The 17,704-nt window shown below is 68.1% G+C and carries 16 protein-coding genes; 7 read left to right on the top strand and 9 right to left on the bottom strand.

Annotation, left to right across the window (positions count from 1 at the left end; all coding sequences use genetic code 11):
- Positions 1 to 19: 19 nt before the first annotated feature.
- From IEY68_RS22295 to IEY68_RS22280, 4 genes are all read right to left on the bottom strand, one after another.
- A complete protein-coding gene (locus tag IEY68_RS22295; RefSeq protein ID WP_062999117.1) occupies positions 20 to 574 on the bottom strand; it encodes a ferritin in 555 nt (184 codons plus the stop codon).
- 919 nt (positions 575 to 1,493) lie between these two features.
- The gene (locus IEY68_RS22290; RefSeq protein ID WP_082681611.1) at positions 1,494 to 2,870 is read right to left on the bottom strand and encodes an LCP family protein; all 1,377 of its coding nucleotides are present in this window, start codon (positions 2,868 to 2,870) and stop codon (positions 1,494 to 1,496) included.
- Positions 2,871 to 2,975: 105 nt separating this feature from the next.
- The gene (locus tag IEY68_RS22285; RefSeq protein WP_058856579.1) at positions 2,976 to 3,752 is read right to left on the bottom strand and encodes a CPBP family intramembrane glutamic endopeptidase; all 777 of its coding nucleotides are present in this window, start codon (positions 3,750 to 3,752) and stop codon (positions 2,976 to 2,978) included.
- A gap of 664 nt (positions 3,753 to 4,416) precedes the next feature.
- Complete coding sequence (locus tag IEY68_RS22280) at positions 4,417 to 5,181, bottom strand: DUF2470 domain-containing protein (protein WP_058856605.1); 765 nt, start codon at positions 5,179 to 5,181, stop codon at positions 4,417 to 4,419.
- 184 nt (positions 5,182 to 5,365) lie between these two features.
- On the opposite strand from IEY68_RS22280, the gene IEY68_RS22275 reads away from it, so the two are divergent.
- From IEY68_RS22275 to IEY68_RS22265, 3 genes are all read left to right on the top strand, one after another.
- Positions 5,366 to 5,779, top strand: a complete 414-nt coding sequence (locus IEY68_RS22275; RefSeq protein WP_063916348.1) for a hypothetical protein — start codon at positions 5,366 to 5,368, stop codon at positions 5,777 to 5,779.
- A 156-nt stretch (positions 5,780 to 5,935) separates the two neighbouring features.
- Entirely contained in the window at positions 5,936 to 6,853 is a 918-nt protein-coding gene (gene pheA / locus IEY68_RS22270; protein WP_058856580.1) for a prephenate dehydratase, read from the top strand.
- 64 nt (positions 6,854 to 6,917) lie between these two features.
- A complete protein-coding gene (locus tag IEY68_RS22265; protein WP_058856581.1) occupies positions 6,918 to 7,580 on the top strand; it encodes a histidine phosphatase family protein in 663 nt (220 codons plus the stop codon).
- Between the two features lie 7 nt (positions 7,581 to 7,587).
- Here the strand turns inward: IEY68_RS22265 and IEY68_RS22260 are convergent, their stop codons facing one another.
- From IEY68_RS22260 to IEY68_RS22240, 5 genes are all read right to left on the bottom strand, one after another.
- Positions 7,588 to 8,418 carry an ESX secretion-associated protein EspG gene (locus IEY68_RS22260; protein WP_058856582.1) on the bottom strand — a complete coding sequence of 277 codons (831 nt, stop codon included), beginning with the start codon at positions 8,416 to 8,418 and terminating at the stop codon, positions 7,588 to 7,590.
- On the bottom strand, positions 8,415 to 9,581 hold the full coding sequence (locus tag IEY68_RS22255; protein ID WP_058856583.1) for a PPE domain-containing protein: 1,167 nt from the start codon (positions 9,579 to 9,581) through the stop codon (positions 8,415 to 8,417). The genes IEY68_RS22260 and IEY68_RS22255 overlap by 4 nt, the downstream gene beginning before the upstream one ends.
- Before the next feature lie 107 nt (positions 9,582 to 9,688).
- Positions 9,689 to 10,021 carry a PE family protein gene (locus tag IEY68_RS22250; RefSeq protein WP_058856584.1) on the bottom strand — a complete coding sequence of 111 codons (333 nt, stop codon included), beginning with the start codon at positions 10,019 to 10,021 and terminating at the stop codon, positions 9,689 to 9,691.
- A 167-nt stretch (positions 10,022 to 10,188) separates the two neighbouring features.
- Positions 10,189 to 10,539, bottom strand: coding sequence for a metallopeptidase family protein (locus IEY68_RS22245; protein ID WP_058856585.1), 351 nt, complete (start codon positions 10,537 to 10,539; stop codon positions 10,189 to 10,191).
- Between the two features lie 12 nt (positions 10,540 to 10,551).
- The gene (locus tag IEY68_RS22240; protein WP_082681607.1) at positions 10,552 to 11,799 is read right to left on the bottom strand and encodes a septum formation family protein; all 1,248 of its coding nucleotides are present in this window, start codon (positions 11,797 to 11,799) and stop codon (positions 10,552 to 10,554) included.
- 147 nt (positions 11,800 to 11,946) lie between these two features.
- Between IEY68_RS22240 and serS the strand changes: the two genes are divergently transcribed.
- From serS to IEY68_RS22220, 4 genes are all read left to right on the top strand, one after another.
- Entirely contained in the window at positions 11,947 to 13,209 is a 1,263-nt protein-coding gene (gene serS / locus IEY68_RS22235) for a serine--tRNA ligase (protein WP_058856586.1), read from the top strand.
- A 159-nt stretch (positions 13,210 to 13,368) separates the two neighbouring features.
- Positions 13,369 to 15,144, top strand: a complete 1,776-nt coding sequence (locus tag IEY68_RS22230; RefSeq protein ID WP_229718923.1) for a putative bifunctional diguanylate cyclase/phosphodiesterase — start codon at positions 13,369 to 13,371, stop codon at positions 15,142 to 15,144.
- A 167-nt stretch (positions 15,145 to 15,311) separates the two neighbouring features.
- Entirely contained in the window at positions 15,312 to 16,655 is a 1,344-nt protein-coding gene (locus IEY68_RS22225) for an MFS transporter (protein ID WP_373293001.1), read from the top strand.
- Positions 16,656 to 16,725: 70 nt separating this feature from the next.
- On the top strand, positions 16,726 to 17,697 hold the full coding sequence (locus IEY68_RS22220) for a DMT family transporter (RefSeq protein ID WP_058856589.1): 972 nt from the start codon (positions 16,726 to 16,728) through the stop codon (positions 17,695 to 17,697).
- Positions 17,698 to 17,704 lie beyond the last annotated feature (7 nt).

Genomic DNA, 17,704 nt, shown 5'->3' with positions numbered 1-17,704 from the left:
AATTGAGGATAGTGTTGCCTTATCGATTACGGCCCGTTCCAGCCATTTTCGGAACGGAGCGGTTCTCCGCGGGAACGGTCGGTCGCAGTTCCCGCGCCACGAACTCCTCGACGTCGAAAAGGTTCCCGGCCGAGCGATCGACCACTGCCAAGAGTGTAGACATACCGGCCACATCCTGTTGCTGGCATTCGAGAAGCCAGCTCATGAATCGCTCCCCCAGGAAATCGGTCCATTCCCGCGCCAACCGTGCCAGCTCGGTTACCTGATCGGTCAGCGTCTCCTCTCTGGCCAGCAGGAAAGCTATTGCCGTACGCGGGGATTCGAAAGTCTGCCGGACCTCCTCCAAACCCCCGATGGTGATCTCGAGATCTCGATCGATCAGATACTGCACAATTCGCAACGCATGCCCGCGGTGCTGCTCGGAACGCAGATAACAATGACCGGACAATTGTGGTAACCGTTGAATATCGAAGTACACCGCGGCCGCCAGATACTGCTGCGAAGCGGTGAGCCCGTGCCGGACCTGCGCGCGCAGCTGGGCGATGAAGGGCTGAGCCAGATCGCTGTCGTGCATGTGATCGACGTTACTGTATTTTCGGCGTCGCCTGCGGCGCCGCGGGGCGGGGCCCTATTAACCCCGGTTCTTCACTCCTTCGCTCAGTCGCTGCGCTCCTTCGCTACGTCGCTCCAGAACCGGGGCGGGCCCCGCCTACTGAGGCGGACCGTCCGGAGTGGACGGGAGCTTCGTGTGGAGGTGCGCCTTGATCAGCCTGGGCAGGCTCACGCTCTGTAAGTGCTCGATGTTCGCGGATCTCTGGGCGGCCGACTGCACGCATTGGTCGCTGCGCTCCTTCGCTTCGTCGCTCCAGAACCGGGGCCGGGCCCGCCTACTGAGGTCGACCGTCCGGAGTGGACGGAAGGTTTGTGTGGAGGTGCGCCTTGATCAGCCTGGGCAGGCTCACGCTCTGTAAGTGCTCGATGGTCGCGGATCTCTGGGCCGCCGACTGCACGCATTGGTTTCGCTACGTCGCTCCAGAACCGGGGCGGGGCCCGCCTACTGAGGCGGACCGTCCGGAGTAGACGGGAGCTTCGTATGGAAGTGCACCTTGATCAGACCAGCGAGAGTGGACAGGAAGTTCGAGTGGAGGTGCGCTACGACCGGCCTGGGTAGTTATCTCGCCTTCGCGAGTGAGTCGGCTTCCGTGCCGAAGCCGGCCGGCGCTCCACCCCGCCGAGTCCGCTACACGCTTCGGCGGCCCGACATCGGTTGTGCCTTGCTCCACCCGGCCATCGGGCCGCCACCACCGTTGTCGTTTATGCCCACTTCTCACCTTCGGCAGGCGCACACAGATCTCCCCATGGCGGGAATCGATTGCGCACCCTTCGGAGGCGGGCCGACTGCCGGTGCCCGTTCGACCGAAGGCCGGTCGGATACGTGCACCACAGTGGCGTGTCGGCCCGGCGCCCGTACCTATGACCGGGCGCCTCGGCGCTCATTCTCCGGCGAGGTCTGCCGGGATCGGGTCGCCGTTGGCCAAAGCCTCGAAGAACCGGCCGGCGTCGGGGTCGGCCCACAGCAGTACATTTCCGCTGTCGGTGTCGGTGAAGCCGCCGACCGGGACTGTGGTCGCGAGGGTGTCGCCGCGCAGTGCCCAGGCGAGGCGGGCGAGGTCCCAGATGTGGTCGCCCTTGTCGACCGTCAGGGAGCCGGCGGTATCGCTGAGCATGGGCCACAGAGCGAACGGGTTGGCCAGTGTGGTGGGGCTGGTCGCCTTTTCGAGCAGGGCCGACAGGAACAGGCGCTGGTTGTTCATCCGGTCGATATCGGCCAGCGCGGTGGCGCGGCTGCGTACGAACCCCAGGGCCTGCGGGCCGTTCAGTTCCTGGCAGCCGGCCTGGATATCGATACCCGCCAGCGGGTCGTTGATGGCCTGCGGTACGCATACGTCGATTCCGCCCAGCGCGTCCACGACGCTCGCGAAACCGGCGAAACCGATTTCGCCGTAGTGGTCGATCCGCAACCCGGTGGCGGTCTCCACCGTCTGTGTCAGCAGCGGGGCACCGCCGAAAGCGAAGGCGGCGTTCAACTTGTCCTGGCCGTAGCCCGGGATATCGACATAGGAATCGCGCGGCAGGCTCACCAGGGTGGTGCGGCCCGATGGGGGGATGTGAACCAGGATGATGGTGTCGGTGCGCGGGTCGCCGACCTCGCCGCCGGTCGCCAGACCGTTGGTCTGCTCATCGGAGAGTCCGGCCCGGCTGTCCGATCCGACCAGCAGCCAGTTGGTGCCGGCGGTGCTGCCGACCCTGTCCTCGTAGTCGGAGAGCGCATCGATCCGGGTGAGCGAACCGTCGAGTTTCACGACCGCGTAGACCAGCAGGATCACCAAGGCCAGCAGGACGGCCAGAAACCAGCGACCGATATGACGTTTGCGCCGGGGCCGGCGGGGTGGGGGAGCGGCGGGCCTGCGTCCCGGGGGGTTCCCGGTCGGCGGTGGCCTGCGGCGGCCGTCGTGATGGGGGACCGGTCGCTGCGTGGCCGCGTATTCGCCTTCGCGGTACGGCATCGGTCGTTGCGTGGGTGCGTGCGTGGGCGGGTGCGGTTTGCCGCCGCGGCCGGGTGCGGGCGGGCGGGCAGGGGGAGCGTTGCGGCCCGGTGGCGCCTGCGACCAGGCCCGCGGCGGCTCGTAGCGTTCGGTGGGACGGCCGGGCTGCCCCGGACCGGGATTACGACGCATGACCTGCGGAGGTTCGGCCGGTGGACGACCACCCTGCGGGAGTGGCGGAGGTGGAGGGCGGCGCGCGCCGGATCGCCCGGGTCCCCCGCTGTGCGGCGGCACCCGGCGCATACGTGGGTCGTCGCCGTTCATCATCATCAGACTCTACTTATCGATCGGGGCCTGTTCTGTTATCACCGGTTGGCATCCGCTCGACCGCAGGTGAGCACACTGCCCCGGTATAGACGGCTTACCCCATCAGGGCAGCCAGGACACCCGGCCGTGCAACAGCCCATATCCGACATAGGCGACGATATCGATCACAGCGTGCGCGATGATCAGCGGCCACAACCGCCCGGTGCGCTGCCAGTACCGGGCGAAAACCACCCCCATCACCACATTGCCGAGCCCGCCGCCCAAGCCCTGGTACAGGTGATAGCTCCCGCGCAGCAGCGCCGACGCGGCCAGCGCGGAATTGTCCGACCAGCCCAGTGCCCGCAGCCGCGTCAGCAGGTATGCCACTACCACGATCTCCTCGGCGGCCGAATTCGCGCAGGCCGAGAGCACGAGGGCGGGAATGCGCCACCAGTGATCGCTCAGCGCGTCCGGCACGATTGTCACATTCACGCCGACCGCCTGAGCGGCGAGATACAGCCCGAGCCCCGGCAGCCCGATGACCGCGGCGAGGGCCAGACCGTGCAACCAGTCGGGCCGGAAGCGGGCCCGCGCCAGACCGATCGCACGCGGACCGATACCGCTGCGCCACAGCAGGTAGAGGGCCAGGCCCGCCCAGGCCACGAGCCGCAATACACCGAGCAACTGGAAGAGCAGGTCGATGAACGACTGGGTGGTGCGTGAGGTGTTGAGTGCGACGGTCCGCTCACCGACGCCGCCGGGCGCCAATGCGCTCTCCAGCAGCGACAGGGCCGCGTTCATCCCGCTCAGACCGAAGGTCACACCGAGGACGACCAGGATTTCGAGCCGGATCCCCCGCTGTTCCCGGATCCGGTCGTCGACCGGGCTGCTCTCACGCATTACCTGTGTATATTGCGTCGTCTTCGGCGCCGCGGGGGCGGGGCCCTGTTAACCCCGGGCTGTGTTTATTTGCGGCGCCTTCGGCGCCGCGGGGCGGGGCCCTGTTAACCCCGGTTCTTCACTCCTTCGCTCAGTCGCTGCGCTCCTTCGCTTCGTCGCTCCAGAACCGGGGCGGGCCCCGCCTACGGAGGTGGACCGTCCGGAGTAGACGGAAGGTTCGTGCGTACGTGCTTCGGCAGACAGAGCCGCCGCGGGCTTGAATCGCCGCCTGAGCACTTCAGCATGTGATATCGCCCGTCGACACCTGGAATACGTCCGGATGCGCGGCGACCGGATCATGCGGGGGTCGAACGCCGACTCGGTCGCCCGGCGGACCTCACATGTGCCGCCTTCACGAAACGCCGCATCCTCCCGGCGCCGAGCCTTACGAGGCGACCCGCGACGCCGCAGGCGGCGCCAGGAACACAGCACCTTCACGAGCCGGCCGCCTTCTTACCTTCACGGACCGTCTCACACAGCGGGTGGTGGCTTTCGGCATCTGCCATCGGAGCCGGGTCGCAGAGCGGTATTCACCTCGGCCGGATGCTTGCCCGGTTCCGGTGGTGGGTTTTCCGGCGGCACGGCGCCGGATCCGGCCGCCCGTTGCGGCGGGGTCCGGCGTATTTCAGCTGCGGCGGAGGCCGTTGAGGAAGGGGCAGCCCGCCAGGGTGCGGACCGCGCGTCCCAATGCGTCGATATCTTCGGCCGGGGCCGCGAAGGGGAGCCGGAAGTCGTGGTCGCCGTCGATGCTCTCGATCCGCAGCGTGAGGCCGTAGCGGTCGATGGCCAGGGGGTGGATGCGGCCGTGGCGCAGTTTCGCCGGCAGGTGCCGGGCGAGTTGGGCCACCACATCGGCATGGTCGGCATCGAGGTGTTGTAACCAGGCCGATTCCATACCGCAGAACGGATCGGGGGTGGCCAGGCGCAGTTCGTCGACGCAGACCGATTCGGCGCCGGAGGAGTCGGCCACCACGGCCGAATTCAGGACCAGTCGCAGCAGGGTGGTGGTGTGGCCGATATCGAGGAGGCTGGGGTGCGGGTGTTCCTCGGCGACGGCGGTGACCAGTGTGCGCTGAGCGCGGGCCGGTACGCCGCGGACCCAGCCGCGTAGCCAGACCAGGGCCCGAACCGGTTCGCGCAGGGGTAGTGGGGCGTGGTCGGTGAGTTCGAGAACGGCGGGTGCGCCCGCGATGGCCGTGCCTGCCGCGTACACCGCCGCGCTGTCGTTCGGTACCGCGATCACCACATCCCCGCACTGGCGCAGGAAGTGCACCGACACCGGAGTCGGGTCGGCGCCGGGCAGGGCGAGCACCGCCTGTTCGGCGTGCGCGCAGGCGCTGCGGACTCGTTCGGCGGTTGACGGGGCGGGTGCGGGGGCGGTCGGCGCCATCGGTACCTCCATTGCGGGGCGTGCCCGATTTCACAGGCGGTAATTAGGTTAACCTAAGCTAAGTTAAAGTCGAGTGCGGCGCAAGAGCGTCGGCCTCGCATCGCGGCCGGTCATCCGTGATCGGTGCGGAGAGGCAGTTGCGGGCGCGAGTCGGCCGGTACCGGCCGGCGCTTACGATCGGGGTGTGGTGACTGGTGAATCTCAACCGGTACTTGTCGAACTGACCGTCCCGAAGCGCGCAATCGAACGCGGACTCGTCGACGGCTTGGTGGTGCCGACCGGGACCTTCGCCGGGAAACGCATGGTCGAGCCGGCCCTTTCGGATGAGGGGGTCGCCGATCTGCTGGCAGAGGTCGCGCACAGCCCGGACGGTTTCGCCGCGCGCGGCGAAACCGGTGCCCGGGCGCTCGCGATCGTCGCCGCCACCGCGGCGGCGCTGTGCGGGGAGGATATTCGCGCCGCGCTGCGCGGTCCCGATATCGACTTCCTGAAAGGGCTCTCCAGCGGCGCGATCGACGCGGTACGCGAAATGTTGCTCGGTATCGAGAGCGACGAACCCGCGGTACTGGAGAATGCACTTCGCACCGCACTGAGCTGATGGGGGCACGGGTAGTCACACCCGCCGGGCGAAACGCGTGGTGGTGGCGGGCCGTGGATCCAGTACACCGCTGGGCCCCGGGGCTGAGCGGTTGTCCCCGATCTCCCGGATTCGGTGACCGGCGAGCCCGGCGTGCGCACCAGTAGTCTCGTAGACGTGCCGCGTATCGCGTATTTCGGTCCGTCCGGAACTTTCACCGAGATGGCCCTCGCCGAATTCGAGAACTCGGGGTCCTTCGACGGGCCCGTCGAGCGGATCGCCGCGCCCAGCCAATCCGCTGCCCTGGAACTGGTCCGGGCGGGCGAGGTGGTTGCGGCCGTGGTGCCGATCGAGAGTTCGGTGGAGGGCTCGATTTCGGCGACCCTGGATTCGCTGGCGATCGGACCCCGGTTGCAGATCATCGCGGAGGTCGAACTGGAGGTCACCTTCACCATCGTCGCGCGACCGGGTACCGCGATCGACGCGGTGCGAACAGTCGCGGCCTATCCGGTCGCGCTCGCGCAGGTACGGCAGTGGGTGCAGCGCACCTGGGGCGAGGTGACGCTACACACCTCGATTTCCAACGCCGCCGCCGCCGAGGATGTAGGGGCCGGGCTGGCCGATGCCGGGATCTCCACCACTCTGGCCGGGGAGCGGCTCGGGTTGGTCGCGCTCGCCACCGGAGTCGCCGACCACGAGCAGGCGATCACCCGGTTCGTACTGGTCACCGCCCCGCGGGTGGCGCCCGCTCCCACCGGCGCCGACCGGACCTCGATAGTGCTCGAGGAGCTGCCGAATATGCCCGGTTCGCTGATGCGCGCCTTCGCCGAATTCGCGACCCGCGGAATCGACCTGACCCGGATCGAATCCCGGCCGACCCGTACCGGTATGGGCACCTATCGCTTCTACCTGGACTGTGTCGGCCATATCGAAGACGCCGCGGTGGCCGAGGCGCTCAAGGCGCTCCACCGCACCGCGCGGATCCGGTTCCTCGGATCCTGGCCGGCCACCTCGGCGACCGGCACCCCGCCGCCGTCGGACGAGGATGCCGCCCTCTGGTTGACACAACTTCGCAAAGGGGTGGCCGACCTGTGATGCGATACCTCCGCGTTCGCTGCGGCCTCCGCGGGCCGCATGTACCGGCTTCGAAGGAGGCGCTATGACTGCGAAGCTGATCCTGGTGCGGCACGGCGAGACCGAAGGCAATGTCGCCAAGATTCTGGACACCAAACTTCCCGGCCTCCCGCTGACCGAACGCGGCGCGGCGCAGGCCAAGGCATTCGGTTCGGGCCTGCACACCCCGCCGCAGGCACTCTTGCATTCGCAAGCGCTACGCGCCCGGCAGACGGCCGGGTATATCGAGGCGGCGACCGGAGTGATCGCGATACCGCGCGACCACGTCCACGAGGTCCAGGTGGGTGATCTGGACGGGTCGAACAGTCAGGAGGCCCACGACCGGTTCCAGGCGGTATACCGCCTGTGGCACGAGGGCCGACTGAACGAACGTATCGACGGCGGTGAATCCGGACAGGATGTGCTGGACCGCTTCGTCCCCGCTGTTACCGGCATTCGGGCCGAGTTCCTGGACGGCAGCGACAGCGGGGATGTGCTCGTTGTCACTCACGGTGCCGCCATGCGGTTGGTCGGTAGATACCTGGCCGGGGTGGCGCCACCGTTCACCACCAACAACCATCTGGACAACACCGAAACGATCGAACTCGTCCCGCTGCCGGACGGCGGCTGGGAATGTGTCCGCTGGGGCCACTTCACCCCGCCGTTCGGTGTGCAGGCCGAAGCCGGCGCTGACGATCCGATGGGCTGAGGGCCCGTCAGACGAGTTTCGGGTGCCGCGGGAACGCGGCGCGTTCGGGCAGCGACTGGATCAGATCCTGCAGTGCGATCCGGAGCCGGGCGTCGGTACCGCTGCTGAACGAGGTCCATTTCGTGCCGTCGTCGGCCACGCTGGCCGTCGCGATGAAACGGCCCGCCCGGGTATCGAATACGGCGATATGGTTTTCCGCGATATCACGGCTGGCATCGCCGTACACCACGCCGACGATCTCCGCGTGCGATTCGCAGTGCGCCATCGCCGAGGCGATCGCCTGCGCGTCCCGCGGGGGATTGCCGACCTCGGCCAGCCGGGCCGCGGTGGCCGCCGGATCACCCGGGTCGTCGAAAATCGGCACCAGCTGTTCGGTGGGCGCGTTCATCCCGGTGAGTTCCAGCGGCTCGGCCGGGCCGAGCGCCATGATGACGGGGCCGGGCAGATCCTCGCCCGCCTCGTCGATCACGAAGGACTCCGGGCCGCGGAGGGCGACGGTCACGAGATCGTCACCCTTCGCCAGGCACATCCGGCTCGCTTGCCCCGCGACGAACAGCCGCAGCGCGACCACCCAGTGCGGCCGGTACAGGCCGCGTAGGCGATCCTCCAGCTCCGGATGGATTCGCTCGCCCTCCAGCAGATCCCGGTCGGTGAGCGATCGAGCCGCGGCATCCATCGCGGCGTCGTGGTCGACCTGGTTGTCGTAGCGACCTCGCGCGTCGAGTACGACGGGTACCTCGTCGATCTCCAGCGCCTCCAGGAGATACTGCATTTCGTCGAGGGACAGCGTGACCGCCGCGAGTGTCGACGGTCCGCGCCCTGCACCCAGCACTGTCACTTGTCCGCTCGTGGCGGTTCGCCGCCGATCACGCCGTCCGCGATGAAGCGACCGTCGGCGAAATGGTCACCGCGCAGGTACTCGGCACCGTCGTGTTCCTGATCGTCCTCGCCGGCAGTGCCGCGCGAGTTACCCAGCAGCGGGCTCGAGGACGAGCCGGTGCCGACCGGGCGAACCGGTGCGGTTTCACCGCGTGCCACCGCGATGCTCTCGGTCGCCGGGGCAGTGGCATTCGCGGCCGGGCCGCCCCAGCCCTCGGGCACTTTCAGGCCGCCGTTGTTCAGGCCGAGCGCCGAAGCACTGGGCATACCGCCCGCACGGGTGGTGGCCGCGGTGGTGGCCGCGACGGCCCCGGTCACCATCGAGGGCGCCAGAGGCGCCATGGCGGCCGGTGCCGGGGCGGAGCTGGTCGCCGCGACGAGGGCGTTGGCGCCGAGATTTCCGACGGTGGTGACACCGGTGCTCGCCACCGAGCCGGCCACATTCGCCGCCTGTGTTGCGGCGCTGGCCAATCCGGGGTTCTGCGCGAGCGCGGTTCCGGCCGCGGCCAGCATCTTCGCCGGATCGCCGTTGGCTTCCTTCATAGCGTCGTCGGCGGCGGAGGAATCGACCCGGCCGGCGCCGTTGGCGATCGGCGGCGGAGTGAAGAACTCACCGGGTGTGAGCACGGTGGCGGTGACAGCCGCCTCGTAGGTCTCCATGGTGAGCGCGGCACGCAGATCCAGTGCGACTTTGGCGGCCTCCGCGATCTCGGAGGTGCCGTTCAGGACACCGCCGGTGGAATGCGCCGCCGCGCGAGCGGTGTTCACCGCGATGATCTCGGGCAGGCTCGGCATGGCGATCGAGGCGACGGTATAGGCGGTGGCCTGCGAGGCGGCCTTGGTGCCGAGGGCGGCGGCCATGGTGCCCTGCTGCTCGGCCCATCCGGTGAACCCGACCAGCCGTGCGAGGGCACCGATACCGTTGATGCTCTGCATACCGACGCCGAGTTCGGCCATCACTCGGACGACAGTGGCCGTGGCGTCCACCCAGGCGCCGGTGAGTCCACCCCATGCGCCCGCGGCCGCGCTCATCGGAATAGCGTGCGAGCCCGCGTTGAGCGCGATCGAATTCCCCTCGGCGAGTCTGGGCAGCCAGAACACCCCGGTGATACCTGCGGTCATGCTTGTTTCTCCCCTTGTGAACTATCGATGGTGAATCGGCGGTCTCGCCGCATATTCGTCGTGGTCACCGTGCTCTGCTCCTCGGCGCCGGTCCGCGTCGCGACCGGCTATACGGCGATCGACCCGAACGGCGCACCGGTGAGCGCCAGAACACCCGCCGAGGACGCGTCCTGGACCAGGTACTGGGCCAGCTGGGTGCGCAGGATCGCGGCGGTGTGGTGCAGTTCGAGGACGGCCTGGGCGAGCGAGGTCTGATGGGTGGCGGCGGCTTTGTTCATATGCATCGCACCGTGTATCGAGGCTTCGTCGGCGCCGGACGGCACGACGTAGGTGGTGGGTACGGTGACTGCGGCTACCCCCGACAATCGGTCGGCAAGCAGGTCCAGCTCCACCGCAGCGGCAAGGATGAGCTCCGGTGTGACATCGACATTGCCAATCATGTCCTCGACTCCTTCTGGTGGCGGCTCTTGGGCGGAACCACGAGAATTCCCCCTACGAGTAGATCGGACGCGATACCCCCGCTAGCGGTTCCATCGAATCCAGAACTTCTTCGGCCCAGCCCCGCCCTTGCATCCCCTGCCGGCTGGTTGCGTGGACCAGACTGAGCTTAACCCCATCCCAGCTGATGGAGACGCTCTTCGTCAATCCCGAAATAGTGTGCGATTTCGTGGATCACGGTGATCCGTACTTCTTCGACCACCTCGGTCTCGTCGGCGCACACTTCGAGCAGGGTGTCCCGGTAGATGGTGATGGTGTCGGGGAGCGAGCCGCCGTAGTGGCTGTCGCGTTCGGTCAGCGCGATCCCGTGATAGAGCCCCAGCAGATGTGGCTCGTCGAGATGACGAGGTTCGATCAGGATCACCACATTGTCGATGGCGCGGGTCAGCTCGGGCGGGATCTGGTCCAGCGCATCACCGACCAGCTCCTCGAATCGGGCCTCGGACATGTGAACCGGCATCGAGGCGCTCTGTTACCGGGGCACCGGACGCGGTTCCGGCTGCGGGGGCAGCGGCGCGGCACCGGGCAGCGGTTTGGGGGTGGAACGTCCGGAGTTCGGCGGCGGGACCGGTTCCTGGCCGTTGATGAGCAGCCGGCCCCGTGCCGGGCCCACGATCGGTGCGAAACCCTCCTGGTCGGCGCCCTTTCCGATCATGCAGTCGAGGTTGCGGCTACCGGCCAGCCAGCTGCGTACGTCGATGAAGTCGAAGAACACCGTGAGGGTTTTGTCCCGCAGCACATGTGGGCCGCCGAGGTAATCGTTGGTGAGTCGGCCACACTCTTCTTCCAGGAACCGGTCCTGGTCCTGCTTGGCCGGCGGACCACCGGGAAAGTGTTGCGACAGATCCACGGTGGCCGCGATCTCGACCGCGTGCTCCTGGCCGCAGTCGATCGGATCGGTCGGCAGATTCTGGCTGATACCGAGGCAGACTCCCGGTTCGTAGACCTTGGACTGATCGCCGTCGGCCACCCGGCCGGTGGTGGCGACGGGGTTGCCGCTGAGCCCCGGAACCTGCAGCCCGCAGCGCAGGATACGGTCGCCGGATTTGAGCCAGCCGTCGTTGCTCGGGTACATCAGCCCGACGGCGTAGCGGCCGCGCGGATCGAGTTTCCCGTTCAGATACCGCTCGGCGGCGGGTTCGCAGTGCTCCTCGCGGAGTTCGGTGAGTCGCAGGGAATCGGGCCACGGCGCGTCGGGGCCGAATTCGGACCCGGGGTACACGCTCAGATCGATGGTCTCGGTGACCTCGAAGAGATGGTCGTCGGCGCAATCGAGTTCGACCAGATCGGAATGGTCGGGTCTGGTCCAGGTGAGGCAGTCACCCGTGCCGACCGAGGCGAACACTTTGTCGGCCTTGGCCACCGAACCGCCCGGGCCGCGGGCCTGCAGATTGGAATCGTTGTCGAATCCGCTCACCAGCATGGTGCCCAGTGCCGCGACCACCGCACCCACGGCCACCGCGAGCAACCCCCAGCGCAACCTGGGCGCCGGGATCCGCCGCGGTTTACCACCGGGCCGGCGGGACGTGCCCGGCGTCCGGGAGCGGGCCCGGCGCTGCTCGGCCGCCGAACCCCGGCCCGGGGTGTCGGATGCCGGACCGTCGGACCGCCGCCGCGCGGAATCGGTCCTGCGACCGCGGCCCGGACGGGCGGCACGCGAGCGCAACGATTGGGCGCCGCGGGGGCCGCGCCGGTTGGTGGGCTCAGTTTCGGAGGACATCGCGGTCCATCATGGCAGCGCAGTACCCGAACATGCCACGAACCCGGCCGATCGATATGGCGTGTGTGTCGCGAGAGCCGGGTCCACGCCGGGCGGGGGCGATACTCGGTTGAGGCGCAGAATCCGCGACCATTACGCTGGTCAGCCATGATCGACCTCCGCCTCCTGCGCGATGATCCCGAGCTGGTCCGCGCCTCGCAGCGAGCCCGGGGCGAGAACCCGGCCCTCGTCGACGCGCTGCTCACGGCCGATATCGCGCGCCGATCCGCTATCGCGACCGCCGACAAGTTGCGCGCCGAGCACAAGGCCATGGGTAAGCAGGTCGGTAAGGCGAGTAAGGAGGACCGCCCGGCCCTGCTGGCGCAGGCGCAGGAGATGTCGGTCCGGGTCAAGGAAGCCGAGACCGCGCAGCACGCCGCCGAGGCCGAACTGCAGGACGCGCACCGGGCGATCTCCAATATCGTCCAGGACGGCACGCCCGCGGGTGGGGAGGACGATTTCGTCCTGCTCGAGACCGTCGGCGAGCTACCCGAATTCGATTTCACGCCGCGCGATCACCTGGAATTGGGTGAGGCGCTGGGGCTGATGGATATGGAGCGCGGGGCGAAGGTCTCCGGTTCGCGGTTCTATTTCCTCACCGGCTACGGCGCCCTGCTGCAACTGGGCCTATTGCAGCTGGCGGCGCAGCGGGCGGTGGCCAACGGCTTCACCATGATGATCCCGCCGGTGCTGGTCCGGCCCGAGATCATGGCGGGGACCGGTTTCCTGGGGCAGCATTCGGCCGAGGTGTACCACCTGGAGGAGGACGATCTGTATCTGGTCGGTACCTCCGAGGTGCCGCTGGCCGGCTATCACGCCGGCGAGATCCTCGACCTCGATGCGGGCGCCAAGCGCTACGCGGGCTGGTCGTCGTGTTTCCGGCGCGAGGCCGGTAGCTACGGCAAGGACACCCGCGGCATCATCCGGGTGCACCAGTTCGACAAGGTCGAGATGTTCGTCTACACGCGTCCCGAGGATGCCGACGCCGAGCATCAGCGGTTGCTCGCCTGGGAGCGGGAGATGCTCGCGGCCCTGGACGTGCCCTATCGGATCATCGACGTCGCGGGCGGTGATCTGGGCAGTTCGGCCGCCCGGAAGTTCGACTGCGAGGCGTGGGTCCCCAGCCAGGGCACTTACCGCGAGCTCAGTTCGACCTCGAACTGCACGACCTTCCAGGCGCGCAGGCTATCGGTCCGCTATCGAGACGAGAACGGTAAGCCGCAGATCGCCGCGACTCTCAACGGGACGCTCGCCACCACCCGATGGCTGGTGGCGCTGCTGGAGAATCATCAGCAGGCCGACGGTTCGGTACGCGTTCCCGCAGCTCTGGTGCCGTTTGTCGGTACCGAGCTACTGACTCTGCCCGGCTGATGAGGTTCATTGGCGAGAAATCGGGGTACTCGATATCCCCGGTTGGGTCGCCGGTGAGCTGATCAGTTGTTTAGGCTGTTCATCGTGCGAGGAAGCGGGTCTCGCGGCGATACCCGAACGCGGGTACGGGCCGCGTCTGGTGTAGCAACTGCCATGGTCATGTCCAGGACCACCGGGGCCTTCTATGTCATGGGTGGTGTGCTCGGTCTGCTGGTGACCGCCGTCGCGCCCACCCAGGTGCTGTACTCGGGCGACGAGGGCAACCGGATGCTGGTCGGTTCGGCCGCGGCGGTCGCCCTGTTGCTGGGGATAAGCCTGCTCGGGTGGGGTCGCCGGATGCCGCATTGGCTGCACCATGTCTATGTCGTGCTGGCGACGGTTCTGGTGACTGTCGCCGTGCACTCCTTCCCGAATACCGTCGCGGCGATCACCCTCGCTTCCTTCTATGTTTTCGTGGCCTGCGACGCCGCGCTGTTCTTCGCCTGGACGCAGGCGGCGGCCCATATCGCGCTGTGTATGGCGCTGTGCCTGTGGGTGCTGCCGACCCGTGCCGGGTTGCCGTGGTGGGCCGGTGTCATCCCGGCGGGTATCACCTTCGGCGTCGGGGTGGTGGTGGGCATCCTCACCCGGATGGCGTCGGAAGCCGATATCGACACTCTCACCGGGCTGCTGAACCGCCGCGGTTTCGATCGTGCGCTCAACACCGCGCTCGAACAGGCCGACCGTTCCGGGCAGGCGCTGGCGCTGGTGCTGGTCGATCTGGACCGCTTCCAGAAGGTCAACGATCATCTCGGCCACCGTGCCGGTGACGCGGTGCTGCAGAAGGTCGCGGATACGTGGGCCGCCCTGCTGGGGCCCGAGCAGCGCCTGGCCCGCTACGGCGGTGACGTGTTCGCGGCGCTGCTGCCCAACACCACCGAACAGGCCGCGATCCTGCTCACCGAGGAACTACGCGCCGCGGTCAGTACCGGATGTTCGGCCGGTGTCACGTCCTGGCAGTCGGGTGAATCGGCGTCGCTGCTGGTCAGCCGGGCCGATGTGGGTCTGTATCGGGCCAAACAGTCAGGGCGCAACCGGACGGTGCTGGAGTCCGGGCACCGTACGCCGCTGGCGGAGGAACTGCGCGAAGCCATCGATAACGGCAGCCTGGATGTGCACTACCAGCCGATCGTCAGCCTGGGCGACGGCGGGGAGAAGGCCGTGGGTGTGGAAGCCCTGCTCCGCTGGTCGTCCAGCGCGCAACCCGATGTCACCACCGAGGGACTCATCCGCGTCGCCGAGGAATACGACCTCATAGCCGACCTGGACGAACTGGTACTGCGGCGAGCATGTGCCGATGCCGCGCAGTTGCAGGACACCTTCGCCGCACTCGAGCTGACCCTGAACGTGAACGTGAGCGGTCTGGAGCTGGCGGAATCGGGATACGCGGACAAGGTGGCCGGGATTCTGGAGAGCACCGGCTGGCCCGCGGGCCAATTGGTGCTCGAGGTGACCGAGACCGAACTGGCCGCCGAATCGGATACGGCCATAGCGAACTTGCACGCCCTGCGCGACCGGGGTGTGCGTATCGCCATCGACGATTTCGGTACCGGGTACTCGTCGCTGAGCCGGTTGGCCACTCTGCCCAGCGATATCATCAAGGTCGACCAGTCGTTCGTGGCCGCCATCCGCTCCGATTCGCCCGCGCCGCCGCTGCTCGGGGTGATCGCGGCCCTCAGCAAATCGCTGGATCTGCAGGTCATCGCCGAGGGTGTGGAAACCGAACATCAGGCCGCCGTGCTGACCGAACTGGGTTTCGCGCTGGCCCAGGGCTACCACTACAGCGATTCGCATCCGGTGGCCGATCTGATCGGCGATATGAACAGTCTGGGCTCGCTGCACCCCCGCGCGCTGGGCGACGCCCCGGCCGACGAGAACGGCTGGGTACCACTGTGAGCCCGCGGGCCACCGGCCGGTAGCCGGCGACGCCTGCGGTCCGCACGGAAAATTGCTTGACCCGTCGTCGCGCGGCGCGGATGCTGATCGCTATGCGATTGGTCTTCTACCACTGTTGAGTCGGGTCCACGGGTTCCGGCCGGGAGTCAGGACTACGCGCGCTCGCCCTGCGAGCGACCCTGTTCGCTGCCACCGGTGACCTGGTTCCCTACTACGCGCTGTACGCGCTCCTCTTCGCCGACCACGGCTTCGGACCCGGGCAGATCTCGTTGCTGCTCGCTTTCTGGTCGGTGACCGCGTTCCTGTTCGAGGTTCCTTCGGGCGCTTGGGCCGATACCGTGTCACGCCGCGGTTTGCTGATCCTGAACGGCCTGTTGATGGCGTCCGGTTTCGTGGTGTGGACGGTGGCGCCGTCCTTTACGGGATTCGCGCTCGGGTTCGTGCTGTGGGGTGTGGCGAGTTCGCTGCGATCCGGAACTTTCGAGGCCCTGGTCTACGACGAGCTCGCCGCCCACGGCGAGGCCCGGTCCTATGCCCGGGTGATCGGTTACACCCGCTCGGCGAGCGAGTCGAGTGCGGTGATCGCGATCCTGGCCGCCACCCCGCTGTATCTGTGGGGCGGCTACGAGCTGGTGGGCTGGGTCAGTGTGGGGTGCGCCGCGGTGCACACCGCGCTGGCGGCGAGCCTGCCCGCGGCGCCGAAATCCGTTTCGGCTGCCGAAGTGGGTGAATTCGACGATATGGATGCCGATACCGTGCCCGCTGTGGCCACGACCCCGGTGGTCATCACGCCGAGCCCGCGACCGGCGACCACCGGACCGGGGGCCGCGGCCGATGCGCCGGCCGGGAGCGAACAGGGAACGCTGCGCCGCTATCTGTGGATGCTGCGTACCGGAGTCGCCGAGGCCGTGCGAGTCCGGATGGTGCGGCGCGGCGTGGTGCTCGGTGCACTGCTCTACGGGATCACCGCCTTCGACGAGTACTTCGGCTTGGTCGCCGGGGAATCGGGTGCGGCCACTGCGTTCGTACCTGTTCTGGTGGGCGTGACCGTACTCGGCTCGCTGCTCGGTTCGCTGCTGGCCGGTCGTACCGAGGCGGTGTCCGCGCACACCCTTGCCCGGGCGCTGGGAGTGGCCGGTGTGCTGTTCGGGGCCGGCGCACTCGTGGCCGGTCTCGCGGTGCGCTGGCCGGGTGCGGTCTACGTGTGCACCGGGCTGGGGTTCGCCGCGATCGCCGCCGCCTACGGAGTGGTGTACAACGTGTCGATCGTGGCCGAGGCCCGGCTGCAGGACGCCATCAGTGGTCCCGCACGGGCTACGGTGATGTCGGTGTCCGGGCTGCTGGAGGAACTGGTATCCCTGGCCGTTTTCGGATTCGTCGCACTGGCCACGGTGTGGTTGTCGGTCTCCTCCACGATCGCGCTGCTCGGGATCGCCCTCGTCGCTCTGGCCGGTTTGACCCCGTTCTGGCTGCCGCCACGGCCGGAACCCGAGGTCGATCCGGATACGTGAACACCCGAGGCGGCACGGCCTTCGAGTTTCGGCAGACCGGGTGCAACGACTCCATCGGTAGGGTTCGGTCATGGTTTCGCGGCGTTCGGGTCTGGGTTTCGGGCTGTTGATCGGAGCCGGGGTCGCCGTCCAAGGACGGATCAACGGGGAGCTGGGGGTGCGCCTGCAAGACGGTATCGCCGCGGCGGTGGTGAGTTTCGGCAGCGGGTTCCTGGTACTGGTCGTCGCGGTGCTGCTCAGTTCCCGGCTCCGCGCGGGTCTGCGGGAAGTTCGCGCAGCGCTCGCCGCGGGTGAACTCCGCCACTGGCAGTTGCTCGGCGGGCTCTTCGGCGCCCTGTTCGTGGCGAGCCAGTCGTTGACCGTCGCCGCGCTCGGAGTCACCGCGTTCACCGTCGCGGCGGTATCCGGTCAGTTGCTGAGCAGTCTGCTCGTGGACCGGCTCGGCGTCGGACCGGGCGGCCGCACCCCGGTCACCGTGGCTCGCCTCGGTGGCGCCGTATTGGCCGTGGCCGCGGTATTGCTGGCCGGTTCCGGCGGCTCGGCGCCGCTATCGCTGCGTACGTCGTCCTGGCTCGAAGGTGTACCCGGGCCGGTGCTGCTGGCGCTGCCCGCGGCGGCCGGGATCGGGCTGGCCTGGCAGCAGGCGTGGAACGGCCGGATCGGTACGACAGGTAGTCCTTTCGCGGCCACGGTGATCAACTTCGCCGTCGGACTGGTGGGCCTGCTGATCGTGGAAGCGCTGGTGGTGGCCCGGGTCGGACCACCGGCCGAATTCCCGCGCCAACCGTGGCTGTACCTGGGTGGGGTGATCGGCGTGCTGTTCATCGCCGCCGGGGTGCTGGTGGTGCGGTGGGTGGGGGTGCTGCTGATGGGGTTGAGCACGGTGGCGGGCCAGCTGACGTGCTCGCTCGTCCTGGACTGGGCGTTGCCCACCGGCGCGGAACTGTCCGCGGTGAAACTGCTCGGTTGTGTGCTGACCCTGGCAGCGGTGGTCGTCGCGGCCCGGGCCCCAGTGGCGAGCGAACGGGAACAGGTGGGCTGAACGGCCG

Source organism: Nocardia jinanensis, assembly GCF_014645735.1.
Taxonomy (GTDB): domain Bacteria; phylum Actinomycetota; class Actinomycetes; order Mycobacteriales; family Mycobacteriaceae; genus Nocardia; species Nocardia jinanensis.
This window is presented reverse-complemented; position numbering and strand designations above follow the sequence as displayed.

Coding starts and splice junctions, on each gene's coding strand:
- IEY68_RS22240 (WP_082681607.1), bottom strand. CDS start 11,799: ATGTCCTCCGAAACTGAGCCCACCAACCGGCGCGGCCCCCGCGGCGCC.
- IEY68_RS22295 (WP_062999117.1), bottom strand. CDS start 574: ATGCACGACAGCGATCTGGCTCAGCCCTTCATCGCCCAGCTGCGCGCG.
- IEY68_RS22245 (WP_058856585.1), bottom strand. CDS start 10,539: ATGCCGGTTCACATGTCCGAGGCCCGATTCGAGGAGCTGGTCGGTGAT.
- IEY68_RS22265 (WP_058856581.1), top strand. CDS start 6,918: ATGACTGCGAAGCTGATCCTGGTGCGGCACGGCGAGACCGAAGGCAAT.
- IEY68_RS22250 (WP_058856584.1), bottom strand. CDS start 10,021: ATGATTGGCAATGTCGATGTCACACCGGAGCTCATCCTTGCCGCTGCG.
- IEY68_RS22285 (WP_058856579.1), bottom strand. CDS start 3,752: ATGCGTGAGAGCAGCCCGGTCGACGACCGGATCCGGGAACAGCGGGGG.
- IEY68_RS22255 (WP_058856583.1), bottom strand. CDS start 9,581: ATGACCGCAGGTATCACCGGGGTGTTCTGGCTGCCCAGACTCGCCGAG.
- IEY68_RS22220 (WP_058856589.1), top strand. CDS start 16,726: ATGGTTTCGCGGCGTTCGGGTCTGGGTTTCGGGCTGTTGATCGGAGCC.
- serS (WP_058856586.1), top strand. CDS start 11,947: ATGATCGACCTCCGCCTCCTGCGCGATGATCCCGAGCTGGTCCGCGCC.
- IEY68_RS22280 (WP_058856605.1), bottom strand. CDS start 5,181: ATGGCGCCGACCGCCCCCGCACCCGCCCCGTCAACCGCCGAACGAGTC.
- IEY68_RS22230 (WP_229718923.1), top strand. CDS start 13,369: ATGTCCAGGACCACCGGGGCCTTCTATGTCATGGGTGGTGTGCTCGGT.
- IEY68_RS22290 (WP_082681611.1), bottom strand. CDS start 2,870: ATGAACGGCGACGACCCACGTATGCGCCGGGTGCCGCCGCACAGCGGG.